Source organism: Stutzerimonas stutzeri, from assembly GCF_038561965.1.
GTDB classification, from domain to species: Bacteria; Pseudomonadota; Gammaproteobacteria; order Pseudomonadales; family Pseudomonadaceae; genus Stutzerimonas; species Stutzerimonas stutzeri_AA.
In genome coordinates, this window is the sequence record NZ_CP139348.1 from 3,817,731 (window position 1) to 3,834,199 (window position 16,469).

The 16,469-nt window shown below is 64.7% G+C and carries 15 protein-coding genes and 1 pseudogene; 4 read left to right on the forward strand and 12 right to left on the reverse strand.

Translation table 11 applies throughout. The annotated features are described in order from the left end of the window. Positions 1–136 precede the first annotated feature (136 nt). On the reverse strand, positions 137–913 hold the full coding sequence (locus tag SM130_RS17620; RefSeq protein ID WP_102824775.1) for a ferredoxin--NADP reductase: 777 nt from the start codon (positions 911–913) through the stop codon (positions 137–139). A 96-nt stretch (positions 914–1,009) separates the two neighbouring features. Here SM130_RS17620 and SM130_RS17625 point away from each other — a divergent pair, with 96 nt between their 5' ends. The 3 genes from SM130_RS17625 to SM130_RS17635 are packed head-to-tail and all read left to right on the forward strand — an operon-like array spanning position 1,010 to position 2,972. Beyond that, positions 1,010–2,137, forward strand: a complete 1,128-nt coding sequence (locus SM130_RS17625; protein ID WP_102824774.1) for a methyltransferase — start codon at positions 1,010–1,012, stop codon at positions 2,135–2,137. Then, positions 2,134–2,511, forward strand: a complete 378-nt coding sequence (locus SM130_RS17630; RefSeq protein WP_102824773.1) for a MerR family transcriptional regulator — start codon at positions 2,134–2,136, stop codon at positions 2,509–2,511. The genes SM130_RS17625 and SM130_RS17630 overlap by 4 nt, the downstream gene beginning before the upstream one ends. Before the next feature lie 56 nt (positions 2,512–2,567). After that, positions 2,568–2,972 carry a carboxymuconolactone decarboxylase family protein gene (locus SM130_RS17635; protein ID WP_102824772.1) on the forward strand — a complete coding sequence of 135 codons (405 nt, stop codon included), beginning with the start codon at positions 2,568–2,570 and terminating at the stop codon, positions 2,970–2,972. 74 nt (positions 2,973–3,046) lie between these two features. Here SM130_RS17635 and SM130_RS17640 read toward each other — a convergent pair whose 3' ends face one another. Together SM130_RS17640 and SM130_RS17645 are read right to left on the reverse strand one after the other, a co-directional pair. Beyond that, positions 3,047–4,102 carry a serine hydrolase gene (locus SM130_RS17640; RefSeq protein ID WP_181019249.1) on the reverse strand — a complete coding sequence of 352 codons (1,056 nt, stop codon included), beginning with the start codon at positions 4,100–4,102 and terminating at the stop codon, positions 3,047–3,049. Further along, positions 4,099–5,181: a serine hydrolase gene (locus SM130_RS17645; protein WP_102824771.1), complete on the reverse strand. Its 1,083-nt coding sequence runs from the start codon at positions 5,179–5,181 to the stop codon at positions 4,099–4,101. Before SM130_RS17645 ends, SM130_RS17640 begins: the two co-directional genes overlap by 4 nt. Positions 5,182–5,344: 163 nt before the next feature. Between SM130_RS17645 and SM130_RS17650 the strand changes: the two genes are divergently transcribed. Next, positions 5,345–6,583 (forward strand): acyltransferase family protein, encoded by a 1,239-nt coding sequence (locus SM130_RS17650; protein ID WP_102824770.1) that lies wholly within the window; start codon positions 5,345–5,347, stop codon positions 6,581–6,583. A 156-nt stretch (positions 6,584–6,739) separates the two neighbouring features. Here the strand turns inward: SM130_RS17650 and SM130_RS17655 are convergent, their stop codons facing one another. The 9 genes and pseudogenes from SM130_RS17655 to SM130_RS17690 all read right to left on the reverse strand — a co-directional run bounded on the left by SM130_RS17655 (position 6,740) and on the right by SM130_RS17690 (position 16,314). Then, the gene (locus tag SM130_RS17655) at positions 6,740–7,492 is read right to left on the reverse strand and encodes an ABC transporter permease (RefSeq protein WP_102824769.1); all 753 of its coding nucleotides are present in this window, start codon (positions 7,490–7,492) and stop codon (positions 6,740–6,742) included. Beyond that, a complete protein-coding gene (locus tag SM130_RS17660; RefSeq protein WP_102824768.1) occupies positions 7,492–8,694 on the reverse strand; it encodes an ABC transporter substrate-binding protein in 1,203 nt (400 codons plus the stop codon). Before SM130_RS17660 ends, SM130_RS17655 begins: the two co-directional genes overlap by 1 nt. Positions 8,695–8,711: 17 nt before the next feature. Continuing rightward, a complete protein-coding gene (locus SM130_RS17665; protein WP_102824767.1) occupies positions 8,712–9,506 on the reverse strand; it encodes an ABC transporter ATP-binding protein in 795 nt (264 codons plus the stop codon). Then, positions 9,503–10,573, reverse strand: a complete 1,071-nt coding sequence (locus SM130_RS17670) for an acyl-CoA dehydrogenase family protein (RefSeq protein ID WP_102824766.1) — start codon at positions 10,571–10,573, stop codon at positions 9,503–9,505. Before SM130_RS17670 ends, SM130_RS17665 begins: the two co-directional genes overlap by 4 nt. A 229-nt stretch (positions 10,574–10,802) precedes the next feature. Further along, positions 10,803–11,807: an alpha/beta hydrolase gene (locus SM130_RS17675; protein WP_102824765.1), complete on the reverse strand. Its 1,005-nt coding sequence runs from the start codon at positions 11,805–11,807 to the stop codon at positions 10,803–10,805. An 80-nt stretch (positions 11,808–11,887) separates the two neighbouring features. Beyond that, positions 11,888–12,223, reverse strand: a pseudogene (locus SM130_RS22350) (transposase); the annotation flags it as partial. Positions 12,224–12,620: 397 nt separating this feature from the next. After that, positions 12,621–14,822 carry a xanthine dehydrogenase family protein molybdopterin-binding subunit gene (locus tag SM130_RS17680; RefSeq protein WP_102824764.1) on the reverse strand — a complete coding sequence of 734 codons (2,202 nt, stop codon included), beginning with the start codon at positions 14,820–14,822 and terminating at the stop codon, positions 12,621–12,623. Beyond that, positions 14,819–15,805: an FAD binding domain-containing protein gene (locus SM130_RS17685; RefSeq protein WP_102824763.1), complete on the reverse strand. Its 987-nt coding sequence runs from the start codon at positions 15,803–15,805 to the stop codon at positions 14,819–14,821. The genes SM130_RS17680 and SM130_RS17685 overlap by 4 nt, the downstream gene beginning before the upstream one ends. Continuing rightward, complete coding sequence (locus tag SM130_RS17690; RefSeq protein WP_102824762.1) at positions 15,802–16,314, reverse strand: (2Fe-2S)-binding protein; 513 nt, start codon at positions 16,312–16,314, stop codon at positions 15,802–15,804. Before SM130_RS17690 ends, SM130_RS17685 begins: the two co-directional genes overlap by 4 nt. Positions 16,315–16,469: the final 155 nt, after the last annotated feature.

Genomic DNA, 16,469 nt, shown 5'->3' on the forward strand with positions numbered 1-16,469 from the left:
AAAGCTCACCCTACACATTGCAGCCCGTTCGCTCTCGTCCCCGCCCGGTGTTGCCAGCCGGCGCCAGGTTCAGGTCTCGGAACCCGGACTCGTAGGATAGGCTTCAGCCCACCGAAACCGAAATTGCAGCGTACACCTACCAATAGTTCTCCACCGCCACCTGGCCGGGCCGGCGCGTCAACGCCAGGTTCAGGTCGCGCGCCTTCAACACCATTCGGGTGTCTTCGATCATCTGCGGGTTGCCGCAAAGCATGATTCGCGAGTGTTCCGGCGTCAGTTGAAGATCGGCAGCGCGCTCCAGCTCACCGTTTTCGATCAACGTGGTGATGCGACCATGCAACGCGCCCGGGATCTCCTCGCGCGTTACCACCGGCAGGTAGAGCAGCTTGGCACCAAGGCCTTCCAGGTAGTCGCGCTGCGGCAGTTCGGCGACCAGCTGTTGATAGGCCAACTCGCGTGCCTCACGCACGCTGTAGACCAGGATGATCCGTTCGAAGCGCTGCCAGGCGTCGAAGTCCTGCAGGATCGAGAGGAACGGCGCGATGCCGGTGCCTGTCGCCAGCAGCCAGAGGTCGCGACCATCGGGAAAGCGATCGAGGGTGAGAAAGCCGAAGGCCTGTTTGTCCACCAGCAGCTCGTCGCCGACCGAGAGCCGGCTCAGCTCGCTGGTGAATTCGCCATCCGGCACAACGATGGAAAAGAAATCGAGAAACTCGTCGTGCGGTGCCGAGACCATCGAATAGGCGCGCCAGACAATGCAGCCGCTGGGCTTGCGTACGCCGAGACGGGCGAACTGTCCGGCGTTGAAACGAAAGCCGGGATCACGGCTGGTACGCAGGGTGAACAGGTTGGGCGTCAGCGTCTGCACCTTGAGCAGGCGCTGGCGGGTGAACTTCTCTCCGCTGGCGGTCATACTTCGCTCCCTCCGAGCATCTGCCGGACCTGCCGCTCGCAGCGCCCGTGAATTGTTGATACTCCTTTCCGACGCAGATAAACACCGCCAGTTCTCATGCCTATTCTCGATACCCCCTATGCCAGCCTCGATCTGATCCGCCAGCCGGAGCAGCCCAACGAGCCATTGCAGGCCTTCGACGCCGCCGACGAATACCTGCTCGCCACGCTGCATGAACAGGGTTTGCCGGCCGCCGCGCGGGTGCTGATTCTCAACGACAGCTTCGGCGCCCTCGCCTGCTCGCTGGCCGGGCACGTCTCGGTCACCAGCAGTGGCGACTCGCATCTCGCCCACCTGGCGTTGCAGAAGAACCTGGCACGCAACGAGCTGCCGGCGGACCGCGTGCGCTTCGTACCAGCCAGCGAGACAGCCCAGGGGCCGTTCGATCTGGTGCTGATCCGCGTACCGAAGACCCTCGCCCTGCTGGAAGAACAGCTGATCCGCCTGCATGGCCAGCTGGCGCCCGGCGCGCAGGTGATCGCTGCGGCGATGATCAAGCATCTGCCGCGCGCTGCCGGCGACCTGCTGGAGCAGTACATTGGCCCGGTGCAGGCATCGCTGGCGGTGAAGAAGGCACGACTGCTCAGCGCCACCCCGAGCGAGAAGTCAGCCCCGGCGTCGCCGTACCCGACCCGCTATCAGCTGGATCAACCAAAGCTGGAGCTGCTCAACCACGCCAACCTGTTCTGCCGCGAAGGCCTCGACATCGGCACCCGCGCCTTCCTGCCGCACCTGCCCAAGGCACTCGGGGCGCTGCGCGTGGCTGATCTCGGCTGCGGTAATGGCGTACTCGGCATCGTCTACGCGCTAGGCAATCCGCAGGCAGAACTGACGCTGGTGGATGAGAGCTATATGGCGGTGCAGTCGGCACGGGAGAACTGGCAGGCGATCCACGGCCAGCGCCCGGTCGAAATTCGCGCCGACGACGGCCTGGCCGAACAGCCGCTGGCCTCGCTGGATCTGGTTCTGTGCAATCCGCCGTTTCACCAACAGCAAGTGGTCGGCGACTTCCTCGCCTGGCGCATGTTCACCCAGGCCAAGGCGGCGCTGGGCAAGGGCGGCGAGCTGTGGATCGTCGGCAATCGTCATCTGGGTTATCACCTCAAGCTCAAGCGCCTGTTCGGTAACGCCGAGCAGGTCGCTGCCACGCCGAAGTTCGTCATCCTGCGTTCGATCAAAGCATGAGCGAAGCGTCGGTTCGGCTGAGCATCCGGCAGTTCGCCGCGCACACCGGCCTGTCTGCCGACACGCTGCGCTATTACGAAAAGATCGGCCTGTTGCGTCATGTCAGTCGCGATGCCAGCGGCTATCGCGTCTACGGCCCGCGGGATCTGGAATGGATCGCCTTCATCTTGCGCCTGAAAGACACCGGCATGGCGCTGGACGACATCATCCGCTACGCCGATCTGCGCGAGTGTGGCGACGCAACTCTTGCAGCACGTCAGGCGCTGCTCGAAACCCATGCCGCCACGTTGCAGGCACGTCTGCTGCGCGACCATGAACATCTCGACGCATTGCAGGCGAAGATCGCGCTGTATCGGCGGCAAACTTCCGCTTGACCTGGAGTTCACTCCAAGCCGCAGGCTTTCCTCTGACCTATCAAGAGGAACGTTTCATGTCCGCATCAGCTCGCTATACCGAAGGCCTGGCCAAGCTCGACGAGATCGACGGCGAGGCCGGCCGCAAGGTCATCGACAGCCTGCACGCCATTGCCCCGGATCTGGCCCGCTACGTTATCGAGTTCCCGTTCGGCGACATCTACCAGCGCCCCGGCCTGGACCTCCCTCAACGTGAGTTGGCGACCGTCGCGGCGCTTACGGCACTCGGGCACTGCCAACCGCAACTGGCCGTGCACGTCCACGGCGCGCTGAACGTCGGTTGCCGTCCGGAGCAGATCGTCGAAGTGGTCATCCAGATGGCCGTTTACGCGGGCTTCCCGGCCGCGCTCAATGGCATGTACACCGTCAAAACAGTGTTCGCCGAACGAGGCCTGCTGGCTGTGGACGACGTCGGCGAATGACCGATGCGCTCGCCCGTCGTCGGTAGTCAGCGAGCGAATGATCGCAAGGATAATGTTGCCGAGCGACCCACTACCTAGTTCGGCCGATCCTGACGCAACAACGCCTTGCTGATCGCCTGCCCGACCTGCTCGAACAGGCGCCCGGCCTCCTTGCCTTCATCGAGCGCTTCGGCGCAGGCCACGACGACGATGGCGCGGCTTTCGTCCTGCGGTTCGATGACGCCAACATGGCAGGCGCGCTCGAGCTGGGTGCCGGTCTTCTGGATGAAGGGCACATCCTCGGGCAACCCGGCTTCGAGGCGGTAGTTATCGTAGGAGTCGAGCTTCATGTCGCCATACAGCAGCTCACGGCTTTGCGCCGACAAGAGGTCGCCACGCACCAGCTTTTCCAGCATCGCGCCATAGGCCACCAGGCTGCTGGAGTTGAGGTTGCGTGCGTAGTAGCGCGCGTAGGCCTCTTCCATGCTCGCCGCCTTCAACTCGTCCGCCTGCAGGTTCAGTACCCTTGCCAGCGCCTCGTAGCGTGGTTTGCTGAACGGTGCGGAGGCCAGCTCCACCAGCTGCATGTTGTCCAGCCGGGCTGCGTCCGGGTGCACCTCGCCGTATACATCGCGGCGCACCTGGGTGAAGGTGGTGATGGCTTCGAAATCGCCGCCCATGCTCTTGCCAGTGCGCGCATTGAGTTCGTCTTCTCCGACCAGACGGATCAGCATGTTGGCCGCGGTGTTGTCGCTTTCGATCAGCATCTCGTTGAGCAGATCACGCACTGCATAGTCGACGCCCACGTCCTGCCAGACCAGGTCGCCGGAGCCATCCACCTTGTCCTCGGCCTCCAGCGTCAGCCGCTGGTCGAGGCTGATGTCGCCATCATCGACACCTTGCAGCACGGCGATCGCGATTGGCACTTTCACCGCCGAGCCGAGGTACCAGAACCGCTCGGCGTCGTAACGCAGCTCGGCATCCTCGCCCAGATGCTTGATGTAGACGCCGAGCTTGCCCGGCGCTGCCTCGTCGATGCGCCGCAGCTCCTGCTCCAGTCCGTCCTTCCAGGTCGCTTCGGCTTCCTCGGTGCAGGCCGTCAAACCTACAAGCGGTGGCAATAGTGCGCATAACGCGATCAGCCTGTTCATCGTCGAATCAACCCCGCTGCGGTGACTGCCTCGCCGGTACCGCGCAACGCCCGCTCCGCCTGGGAGGCGGAGGCCACCCCGCGGACGCAGGCCACGATGATCAGGCGTGTGGATGTGGCGCTGTCTGAGCCCGGCTGGTCGACCAGCCCGGCATCGCAGATGCGCGCCCGCTGGGTACCAGTCTTGTGCGCAAAGCCGGTGCCAGGCGGCAGGCCTGCCTTGATCCGCTGTTTGCCGGTCTGCACCCGGCGCATGACGCTCAGCAGGTATTCGGTACTTTCCGGCTTCAAGGCGATGCCGGCATCCAGCGCCGAGAGCAGATCGCCATAAGCCTTCAGCGTGCCGGAGTTGAACGGCGTGGCGTAGTAGCGCTCGTAGGCTTCGCCGAGACTGATGGGCTGCAGAGCACGGCGTTCGACACCCAGCAGGCGTGGCAGCAACGCCAGGCGGCCGGCGTCGTTCGGCTGCTGCCTGAGGGCGAGAAAATCCTTGCCGGAGAGCTGGCGCGCGGCCGGGTGCAACTCCCCGTAGATCAACCGCCGCACATCCGCCAGCGAGGTGATCGGCCCAAGCCCTTCGGGCGCAAGCTCCTGGGCGATGGCGTTGACCTGTTCGATGCCGACCAGGCGTATCAGCATGTCACTGGCGGTGTTGTCGCTGTGGATCAGCATCTGATCCATCAGAAAGCGCACGCTCAGGGCCTTGCCCGGCGCATGGCTGTTGGTCGGGCCTGCGCCATCGACGTAGTCGGACGCGAGCAGTGCCACCGGACTATCCAGCGTCAGCTCACCCTGCTCAGTCTGGCGCATCACCGCGATGGCAACCGGTACCTTGACGGTCGAAGCCAGGTACCAGGGTTCCTCGCCGTGATAGGAGACCGAAATGCCGGTTTCCATGTCCTTGACGTAAACGCCGAGCTGTCCTGGCGTCTGCCTGTCCACGTGCGCCAGACGCGCCAGGAAGGGACCGCTCCACTCGAAGGCCTCCTGCGCGACGGCAGTCTGGGCAGTGCCGCCGCACATCAGTGCAGCCAGCAGCAGACGTGTGGCAGCGGCGGATAATCGCGATAGCGAGTGCATGGTCCTCCGGCTTGTGGTCGTGCATTGCAGATACCCGTTCCGACCGCCGCGGCGCCCAGCCGTGCACCACATCCCGATCACCGGTGCAGCGCAACGGCTGGAGCGGATACGAGTCCCATGCTTAGGCGCCGCTCCGGCGCAGCCAACGACATAGGAGTGAGCAGTGCCGCACAAGGAACATTTCATCGGGCTGGAGTGGCTGCGCTTTCTGCTGGCCATCTACGTAGTGCTGTTCCACACCGTACATGCCTATGTGGAAGACGAGCCCTCCTGGCTGGCGGACCTGGCCGGCGTCGGTTTCTTCGCCACCAGCAGTTTCTTCATCCTCTCCGGCTTCCTGCTGGCGCACGTCTACTGCCGACAAGGGGAACTGCGCGAGCCAGCCCGGCACTTTCTCGGCAAGCGCCTGGCCAATCTCTATCCGCTGCACCTGTTCTCCCTACTGCTGACGGCCATCGTGCTGGCAATCATTGCCAAGCTTGGCATCCCGCCGGACGACGCCAAGGCAAGCCTGCGCTACGTGGTCTACGACACCAACGAGGAGCTTGCCGGGGAAGCGCGCGACGCCCTTGAACACTTCATGAACAACCGCGAGCTGGCGCTGAACTTCGTGCTGCAGCTGTTCATGCTGCAGGCCTGGAACCCGCTCTACCTGACGTTCAACCCGCCGCTGTGGTCGATATCCACGCTGTTCTTCTTCTACCTGTGCTTCCCGCTGCTGGCGCCTCGCCTGATGCGCCTGCGGCATAAGGGTTGGTGGCTCGTCGCAGTCGGCGTGGTCTATCTGCTGCCGCCGCTGTGGGCGATCCAGCAAGAGGCCTACGGCATCCCGATCACCGGCATGCTCCACCGCATGCCGCTGCTGCGCTTGCCGGAGTTTCTTGCCGGCATCCTGCTCTGCGGGCTGTTCCGTGAATGGCGAAACGCGGGTGGCCAGCTGGGTATTAGCGCTCGCCTGGCGCTCGCGGCATTCGTGCTGACCAGCTTTCTCGCGACGGTATGGCTGCTCAAGGGCGAGCGCTACTGGTACTTCCTGCTGCACAACGGTTTGCTGCTGCCGGCGCAATTGGCGCTGATCTGGCTCTGCGCGCTGATTGCCACGCCAAAGAATGCCGCGGTGGTCGGCTGGTCGCAGCGACTGGGTGCGGCGTCGCTGCCGTTGTTCGTATTGCATGTGCCGGTGTTCATTCTCTTCTCGCGCTCGGAGAAGCTGATCGGGGTGGTGTCGTCGGGGTGTTTCGATGATTGGGCCGATTGTGTGGCGCGGGCGGGGGAGCTGGCACTGACGCCGGCGTTCTATCCGCTATATCTGGGGTTGTGCATCGTGGTGTGCGTGCTGGCGCAGGAGCGAGCGGTGGTTCCAGTGAGGCGGTTCTTGCTGAGGCGTGTTCTGAAGATTTGACGGTCTTCAGAAAAACAAAAACAAGGGACGCGCCGGCCTAACCGCATCCAGCCCCGCACAAACGCAGACGCCCTGACCTGGGCGGAGCGACTGGATGCGATAGGCGCGCCGCAGGCTGTTCCAGCGGCTCAGCTCGAGTGTCGCGTGCGTGCTTTATCAGCAGTGCACCACCCGGCGGTAAAGCATCCGCGCGCCGGCGTCGAGGAAGAAGCCCAGCACGCCGATCAGCAGAACCACTGCCATCAGCTCCGAATAGGCCAGGCGATCGCGGGTGTCGAGGATGAAATAGCCCAGCCCTGCACTGACGCCGAGCATCTCGCAGGGCACCAGCACGATCCAGAGGATGCCGATCGACAGGCGCACGCCGGTGAGCACATGACCGAGCACACCGGGAATGATCACGTGGCGAAGCGTCTCCAACCGCGTGGCCGACAGGCTGCGGGTCAGCTGCAGCCAGCGCGGGTCGAGCGCTTTGACCCCGGCGGCGGTGTTGAGCATGATCGGCCACACCGCGGCAAAGGCCAGCAGGAAGTAGATCGGCGCATCGCCCACCCCCAGCAGCATTACAGCCAGCGGCATCCACGACAGCGGCGAGATCATCCGCAGGAACTGAAAGGCCGGCGTGGTCGCCAGCTCGATGCGCTGAAAGCTGCCCACCAGAAGCCCGGTGGGCACGCCGGCCAGCAGCGCCAGGCCCAGCCCGACGAAGACCCGCTTGAGGCTCAGCAGCACGTGTTGCCACAGGTCGCTGCTGGCGAGTAGTTCCAGCAGTGTCTGCAAGGTCGGCCAAGGTGCGAACTGGCCGAGCAGCGGGTCATCGGCGACCCGCCAGGCGGCCAGTGCCCAGAGGCCCAGCAGCGCGGCAAGCCCGGCCAGGCCAAAGCTCCAGGTGACGAGATGCTTGTTCATCAGGCTCTGATCACTTCGCTGCGGGTGTAGCTTTCTGGAAAGCCGAAGGCTGTCAGGCCACCAACCTTTTCCAGCGCCGCTTTGACGAAGCGGTCATCGACCAGATCCTGCGCGACGAACTGCGGATCGAGCCGCGGCAGGAAGTCGTTCTTGCCTTCGATCAGGGTGTTCTGCAGCAGCTTGACCAACTCTTCTGTGTAACTCGGATAGGGATATGGCTGGAAGTCGATGCGTTTTTCGTTCCACTCGGTCAGGTGCTGTGCCGAACCGTCCTGTGCGTAGCGTGCCCAGTCGTCAGCCTCGGGCGCCAGCACGCGGCGCAGCACCGGCTCGGGGAACGGCATGTACTTCTGCTCGCCGTCCTTGGAAAGAATGCGAGCGGTCTCTTCGCGGTTGTTCTGGCTCCAGAGCTGCGCCTTGACCATGGCGTCCACCACCTTTTGCGACCACTCGGGGCGCTCGGCCAGGTCCCGCTCGTGCATGTACACCACGCAGCAGGCGTGGTCGCGCCACATGTCGCCGGTAAAGCGCAGCACCCGTCCAACTTTCAGCGCCTCGCCCTGGGCATTGAAGGGTTCGGCGGCGGTAAAGCCGGAGATGCGCTTGGAGGCCAGCGCCGGGATCATGTCGGCCGGTGCCATGACCACCAGATTGACTTCATTGGCAGCCGGCTTACCGGTCGCGCCCAGGCTCACGGGGGTCAGGCCGTTTTCGCGCAGCAGGTATTGCAGCATCACGTTGTGGATCGAATACCAGAACGGTATGGCGACGTGCTTGCCCGCTAGCTGCTTGGGTTCGAGGATGTCCGGCGACACGGTGATGCCAGAGCCGCCGACGTGGTTCCAGGCCACCACCTTAGCCGGCGCCTGGCTGCCATAGCGGGCCCAGACGGTCATCGGCGACAGGAGGTGAACTACGTTGATCTGTCCGGAGAGAAAGGCCTCGATCAATTGCGACCAGCTGCGCAGCAGCACGGGCTTCTCGGACCTCAGGCCCTCGGCCTCGAACATGCCCTTGGCGTGGGCCACCAGCAGCGGCGTGGCATCGGTGATCGGCAGGTAGCCGATGCGCACCGGGGCATCTGGGTCCACAGCCGCACGGGCTTTTTGCAGCGCCAGCAGCGGCGCGGCGCCAGCGAGGCTGAACAGCGCGCCCAGTTTGAGAAATTCGCGACGGCTGGGGATCAGGTTGTCCAGTTCCATGGGGGGGTGCTCCGGTATCAGGCGGTAATCGGTTCGCGGCTGGCCTGCCGCAGGGTCTTGAGGATTTCAATGCGCAGCGCGCCAAGCTCCTCGACGAGCTCTTCGCGTGGTTGCGGCAGGTCCAACTGCCATTGCCCGATCACCCGCCCGGGGCGGCCGCCCAGGAGCAGGATGCGGTTGGACAACAGCAGCGCTTCGTCGATGTCGTGGGTGATCAGCAGCGCGGCGGTGTCCCACTCGCCGACCAGACGCAGCAGCAAGCGCTGCATGTCGGCACGGGTCACTTCATCCAGCGCGCCAAAGGGTTCATCGAGCAGCAACACCTCGGGCTCGCGGGCCAGGCAGCGAGCCAGCGCAGTGCGCTGCGCCATGCCCCCGGACAGCGCCGCCGGGTAACGCTCACGGGCATGGGGCAGCCCCACGGACTCGATGGCCTGATCGACGCGGCTTCGCAGCCTGTCCCGGTCGATGCGCGGTTGGCGGGCGAAATCCAGGCCAAAGGCGACGTTCTTCTCCAGGCTCAGCCAGGGCAGCAGGCTGGGGTCCTGAAAGGCGACGGCCAGACGCGGATGCGGTCGGGTCAGGGTTTCGCCGTGCACGCTCACCGTGCCGCTGGCAGGCGCCTGCAGGCCGGCGAGCACGCGCAACAAGCTGGATTTGCCAACACCGCTGGGGCCAAGAATGGTGACGATCTCGCCGCGCGCCAGGTCCAGAGAGAAGCCTTCGAGCAACGCGTGCCAGCCGTTGGGGGTGGGATAACCGAGGGACAGATCGCGTGCCTGAAGCACGCCTGATTGAGCAGAGGAGGTCATTGGCAGGCCATCCGTTTTCGGCCCAGTTCGCCCTTGAGCTGCACCAGGCTGGGTGTGATTACCGGTAGAAACGCAGCCTCGCGCCAGCGCCTTGCGAAGGAGGTGTTGTATTCGCTGAGAAAAGCGCGCCCGCCGCTGGCCTGCAGTTCCAGTTGCAGGGCCTGCTGGGCCAGTTCGACCAGCCGGATGCGCAATTCGCAGAGAGTTGCCGGGGCCTCGCGGAAGCGACCATCACGCAGGCCAGCCAGCAGCAACGTACGGCGCTCGGCCAGTTCCGCACCGGTGGCCGCCAGCGGCTCACCCAGCACTGCCTCGGCGCCGCCCATGTTGGCCTCGGCCTCCTGCAGGCAGCGCTGCGCCAGGCCCAGCGCCAGGGCGCACTGTAAACCCAGGAAGTTGGGGCGCACGCCAGGCAGATAGGCTGGCGCCGTGTCGTGCAGGCGCCATGCCGGGTCCAGGCGCACGCCATCGAGCTCCAGCCGCGCAGTGTGACTGGCCTGCATGCCAAGCAATGCAAAGTCCGCCGAGCGTGACAGGCCCTCGACGTCATGCGGCAGCACCCAGATCTGCGGTGGGCCACCGGCCGTATTGGCCATCGCGCAGGCGGCGACAAAACCACCACCGCGCAGGTTGCTTACCCACGGCAGTACCCCGTCCAGGCACCAACGGCCATCGGCTTCAACCTTGCCGCGTACCTGCAGCGACTCCAGGCCGGAGACGAACTTCATCGCGTTGGAAAGCCCCGGCGCACCGGCCAGTCGTCCAGCCAGAAGCTCAGGCAACAGGCGCTCGCGCAGGCCGGTATTGGGGGTTTGTAGCAGCAGTTCGATAAAGGCGCGTTGGCTCCAGCCCATGAAGGCGGATGTCAGTGAACGCTCCGCCAACGCCGCGATAGCACACAGCGCATCACCCAGATCGCCGCCCTGCCCGCCCATTGCGGTCGGTACGCCAAGGCCGATCAAGCCATCACTGGCCAGCCGCGGGAGCAGCGCCTCGGCATCTTTGTCACTGGAGTCCAACGATTCGGCGTGCGCGACAAGCCAGTCGTGCAGGCTGGATTCGGTCATCTGAGGTCTCTCTTTGCAGTCCGCCGTGTTCAAAAGACGGCAGGGCCGCAAGAATACCCCACGCATCAAAGGGATAGTACTCAGCATCCATCCTGGGGATGACTCGACGGCGATCGCTGCACTCACACTGCTAGTGCCGGTCCTCGAGCTGTGGGAGCGGTCTTGTCCGCAAGCCTCAAAGCAGCGCCGGGTCCAAGGACAGTGCCCTAAACCGGGTGACGGCTTCGCCTCAATCAGACGCATCGCCAAGCCGGCTCGATATCCACTGGCGGCTGTAGGCAAGCACGCTGGCCGCCGTGCGGGTGGGAAAATGAATGAACCCGTGCGGGCAATGCGGCAACAGATGCACCTCGACAGGCGCGGTGTGGTTCCAGCGCTCAGCCATTTTCAGGGTGTCGTCCCTGAGCGGGTCCAGCTCACCGGCAAACATGAGCGCCGGCGGCATGCCGGTGAGATCGCCGTAAAGCGGGGACAACGGCGGCTGCCGACGCTCGTCATCGCTCAGACCCGGCGTCAGCATGCGCAAGGCTTCGACCATCCCCGGGCCATCCAGCACCAGCGTCTCGGGAGGCGCTGCGCGAACACTCGCGGTGCCCGTCAGGTCGTAGACGCCGTAATACAGCACCGTACCGACCACGCGTTGCAGCAGCGCTGGCCAGCGTTTCAGCGAGAGCAAGGTTGCGCAGGCGAGATGCCCGCCTGCCGATTCACCCACGACGATCACCGGCACGCCGGCAAACTCTTCGCAGCTGTCACCCAGCAGCCAGCGCGCGGCAGCCAGGCAGTCATCCATGACCCCTTCAACCGGAGTCGACACCGCCAGCCGATAATCCACCGAGACGACCGCCACGTTGCAGGCATTGACCATGGCGATGTTGAACTTATCGTTCATCTCTGGATTGCCAATCACCCACCCGCCCCCGTGGATGTCCAGCACCACGCCCTGTGGCTTTCCTTTGGGCCTGATAATTCGCACGGGCACCGAAGCACCTGCTACGCCCACTAGCCGCCTTTCGGCCTCGAGCCCATGCTTGCGAAGCTGGTCTGCACCGACCATCTGGCCGAGCCGCAGCAGGCCCTGGATCAAACGGGGCGTCACCCGATTGCGAATCCGAAACCGTGGCGCCCAGGCGAGCTTCTTGTTAAAGCGCTGCACTTGCGCGACGTCTCTCTCTGCGGACCAGCGTTCTTGGCTATCCAATACATGCTCCGTCGTCGTAAGGGTTGTAGTCATTACGGACCGCGCAGTGCGATCAGTTGCTGATTGCTCTGCGGGTAATTGTAAAAACGGGACAGAGTAATAAGGGGGCAGATTTACTTATCAATTGCGGCCCGCGGCCGACCTTGCCCTCTTCGCTCAATTCGAAGCCCAGCAATCCGCTGCACTTCGTCTACGAAGCGGCTATTGCCCGACAGTTGGCCGCGCCGCAAAACGCTCACGGATCAGGGATAGCTCCGCCTGCAACACGGCGCCACGAACCTTTCGCTACCGAGTGGCTCGTGCGACTAACGCTTTCATCAACTGACCAAGCCCTGCTATTGACGCCCCGGAGGCAGCAGCAAGTGAACATCGTTTGTCATCAAGCAATAGTCATAAACCTTGACGCCTAAGGCTTCCTTCAGCAAACGCAGATCAGCCAGGTACCGCTGGGGAGGGGGTGAGCGACATGTATGCCGCGAGAGCTGCGATGGGTCGGGGCCGCCGTCGGCAGGGATGGCCCTTCTCAGCGGCCCCCTGGAATGGCGATGGAGTGAGGGAATACTTCACGTAGCGAAGGGCTGGATGCCGGGGTGGCCTTCTTTTTGGTCACTTTTTCTTGGCCACACAAGAAAAAGTGACTCGCCCAGCAGGGCGAAACCACGCCAACAGGCAACTCGCTATCCGCCTGGCCACCCCAAGCAGTCATTCGCGGCACTGGTGGGCTGAAGCCCACCCTACCGGTCCGCTGCCGCCCTGAGGGTTCCCACGCAACAGCGCGGGCACGATCCACCGCTCAATCTGCCGCAGCCTCACCAGTGAGCCTCAGCCCACCCTACGCGTCGACGGTTACAGCAATTTATCCAGAGTAATCGGCAGGTCTCTCACCCGCTTGCCCGTCGCGTTGTAGATCGCATTGGCCACCGCTGCTGCCACCCCAACGATGCCGATCTCCCCTACCCCCTTCGAGCCCAGGTCATTGACTACCTCGTCGTGCTCCTCGACGAAGATCACGTCGATCTCGGGAATGTCGGCATTCACCGGGATGTGGTACTCGGCGAGGTTGTGGTTCATGTAGCGACCCAACGTATGGTCGATCAGCGTCTCCTCGTGCAGCGCCTGGCCGATGCCCCAGACCACGCCGCCGACGATCTGGTTGCCGGCGGTCTTCGGGTTGACGATGCGCCCCGCGGCGACGGCGCTGACCGCCCGGCTGACCTTGATGGTGCCCAGCTCCTCGTCGACCCGCACCTCGACGAACACCGCCGAATGGGTTCCTGTCGCCCAGGCGTCGCGTTTTTCATCCGGCTTGACGCTGGCCTCGGCTTCCAGCGCACCGCTGACCTGAACGATGTCGCGCAGCGCCACGGCATGCTCGCCAGACTTCAGCCGCAGCTGGCCATCGGCGAACTCCACCGTATCCAGATTCGCCCCGGTAAACGCCGAGGCCGGCGACTGCTGCACGGCGTCCAGCAGCTTCTGCCGCAGCCCCGCGCAGGCCCGCTGCACCGCGCTACCGACTGACGATACCGTTGCAGAGCCGCCTTCCAGCGGTGCCTGCGGCAGGCTGGAATCGCCGAGGCGAAACTCCACGTCGCTCATCGACAGCCCCATGGCATCGGCGGCGATCTGCGTCATCGCGGTGTAGGTGCCGGTGCCGATATCGGCGGTGGCGCTGGTCACCAGCAGCCGGCCGTCGGCATCAATGCAGGCGCGCGCACTGGCCGGCATCTGCATCGCTTCCCAGACGCCGGTGGCCATGCCCATGCCGATCAGCTGATGGCCGTCGCGCAGGCTGCGTGGCTGAGCCGGGCGCCGCGACCAGCCGAAGCGTTCGGCGCCCTGCTGGTAGCAGGCGCGCAGTTCCTTGCTGGAGTAGCGCTTGCCCTGGTTGCCGTTGATCTCGCTGTAGTTGCGCAGGCGCAGCTCCAGCGGATCGATGCCGACTGCATGGGCCAGCTCGTCCATCGCGCATTCCAGCGCATAGACGCCGATGGCCGCGCCCGGCGCACGCATGTCCAAAGGGGTATAGACGTCCAGCGGTGCCAGACGATAGCCGAGACGCACGTTGTCGCAGGCGTAGAGCATTCCCGACCACTCCACCTCGTGCTCGGTGAAGTCCTCGAAGCGCGAGGTCTGGCCGATGGCTTTGTGCTCGATTGCCTGCAGCCGCCCTTCGCCATCTGCCGCCAGCTTCAGCTGCTGAAAGGTTCGCGGGCGATAGCCAAAGGTGAACATCTGCTGCCGGGTCAGTTCGACGCGCACCGATGCCTTGAGCTTGAGTGCGGCCATCACCGCCAGCGGCAGCTGATATTGCGGCCGCAGGCCGGAGCCAAAAGCACCGCCGACGAAGGGCGCGAGCACGCGGATCTTGCCCTCCATACCGAAGACCTGTTCCAGATAGCGCTGGCAGTTCTGCACGCCCTGGGTCTTGTCATGCACCAGCAGCTCACCGCCCGGCTGGTACTGGACGATGGAAGCATGCGGCTCCATCGGGTTGTGATGTTCGACCGGCGTGCTGTATTCGCAATCGATGCAGTGCGCGGCCGCCGCGAATGCCGCGTCGAAATCACCGCGAGGCTCGGGCAGTTCGGCCGGTGCTTCGTGGGCCTGCTCGCGCACCGCCTGCAGGTCGGTTTGATGCGGCTCGACTTCGTACTCGATACGCACCAGGCTCGCCGCGTGCCGCGCCAACGCCTGGGTCTCGGCGACCACCAATGCCAGCGGTTGGAAGTTGTAGAGCACGCGGTCGTTGTACAGCGGGCGGAACGGCGAACCGTCGGCGGCATCGTCGTCCTCATAGGGCTCGTCGTAGCTGGCCACCGGCGGACGGTTCTGGTGGGTCAGTACCAGATGTACGCCGGGCAGCGCTTCGGCGGCGGCGGCATCGATGCGACTGACCCGGCCGCGGGCAATGCTGCTCGATACCACCGCGCCGTAGAGCCGGCCGGGTACTTCGGCCTCGGCGGCATAGCACGCCTGGCCGGTGAGCTTGAGCGGGCCGTCGACGCGGTCCAGCGGTTTGCCCAGTGGTGAGTTGGCGCTGTTCATCGGACGGTTCCTCCCGCGGCTTCGGTGAGTGCACGCACAATGGCGCGACGTGCCAGGTCGATCTTGAAGGCGTTGTCCGCCAGCGGTTGCGCACCTTGCAGCAGCCGGTCCGCCGCAGCGGCAAAGCTGCCTGGTTCGGCACGCTTGCCGCTGAGCAGATCTTCAGCCTCTTCCAGGCGCCAGGGTTTATGCGCGACGCCGCCGAGGGCGATGCGCGCGCGACGGATGACGTCGCCGTCCATTTCCAGCGCCGCGGCGACGGACACCAGGGCGAAGGCATAGGAGGCGCGGTCACGTACCTTGAGGTAGGCGCAGTGGCTGGCGAACCCTTCTACCGGCAATTCGATGGCGGTGATCAGTTCGCCGTCGGCCAGCACGTTGTCCAGCTGCGGCTGGTCGCCGGGCAGGCGATGGAAATCCACCAGATCAATGCGCCGCTGGCCGTGCGGGCCTTGCACGTGCACCCGTGCATCCAGCGCCGCCAGGGCAACGCACATGTCCGAGGGATGTACGGCGACGCACGCCTCGCTGGCACCGAGGATGGCGTGAATGCGATTGCGCCCGTCCCGCGCGCCACAGCCGGAGCCCGGCTCGCGTTTGTTACAAGGCGTCGCGGTGTCATAGAAGTAGTAGCAGCGGGTGCGCTGCAGCAGATTGCCGCCGGTGCTGGCCATGTTGCGCAGCTGCGGCGAAGCGCCGGCCAGGATCGCCTTGCTTAGCAGCGGATAGCGCTGTTCGATCTGCGGGTGCCAGGCCAGGTCGGCGTTGCTCACCAGCGCACCGATGCGCAGGCCGCCCTCGGCGGTCTGCTCGATCTCGCGCAGCGGCAGGCCGTTGATGTCGATGAGCTGGCCGGGTTGCAGCACATTCTCTTTCATCAGGTCGAGCAGGTTGGTGCCGCCGGCGATGTAGCGGCTCTGCGGCCCGTGCAGGGCGATGGCCTGGTCTATGCGTTCGGGGCGCTGATAGCTGAACGGCGTCATTGCGTACCCTCCTGGCCGCGCAGCGTCGGCAGTGCGTCTTCGATGGCGGCAAGGATGTTCGGATAGGCACCGCAACGGCACAGGTTGCCGCTCATGTGTTCGCGGATTTCGTCGCGGCTGCTGGCGCGGTTCTCACTGGCAAGCCCGGCCGCCGAGCAGATCTGCCCCGGCGTGCAATAGCCGCACTGGAAGGCGTCGTGCTTGACGAAGGCCGCCTGCAGCGGATGCAGCGTCGCATCGCTGGCCAGGCCTTCGATGGTGGTCAGGCTCGCGCCGTCGTGCATCACCGCCAGGGTCAGGCAGCTATTGATGCGCCGGCCGTCGAGCAGCACCGTACAGGCACCGCACTGGCCGTGGTCGCAGCCTTTCTTGGTGCCGGTCAGGCTGAGCTGGTCGCGCAGCAGGTCGAGCAAGGTGGTCCAGGGTTGCACCTGAAGCTCAAGGCGTTCGCCGTTAAGCTCGAGGCTGATGGTGCAGGTTTGGCCTGCAGCTGAAGAATTTTCGCTCATGGCAGCCTCACGGTTTGGGCGTTGGTATGCGCTGTCCGTGCGTCTTGGGGTACGACTGGCGCGGCGCGGAAAACGTTCAGCGGCCAAGGCGGGCGGCCGTTTGCCGACGGCAGTTCGCAACGCCGTCTAGACGATCCGCACACGTAGGAGCGAGC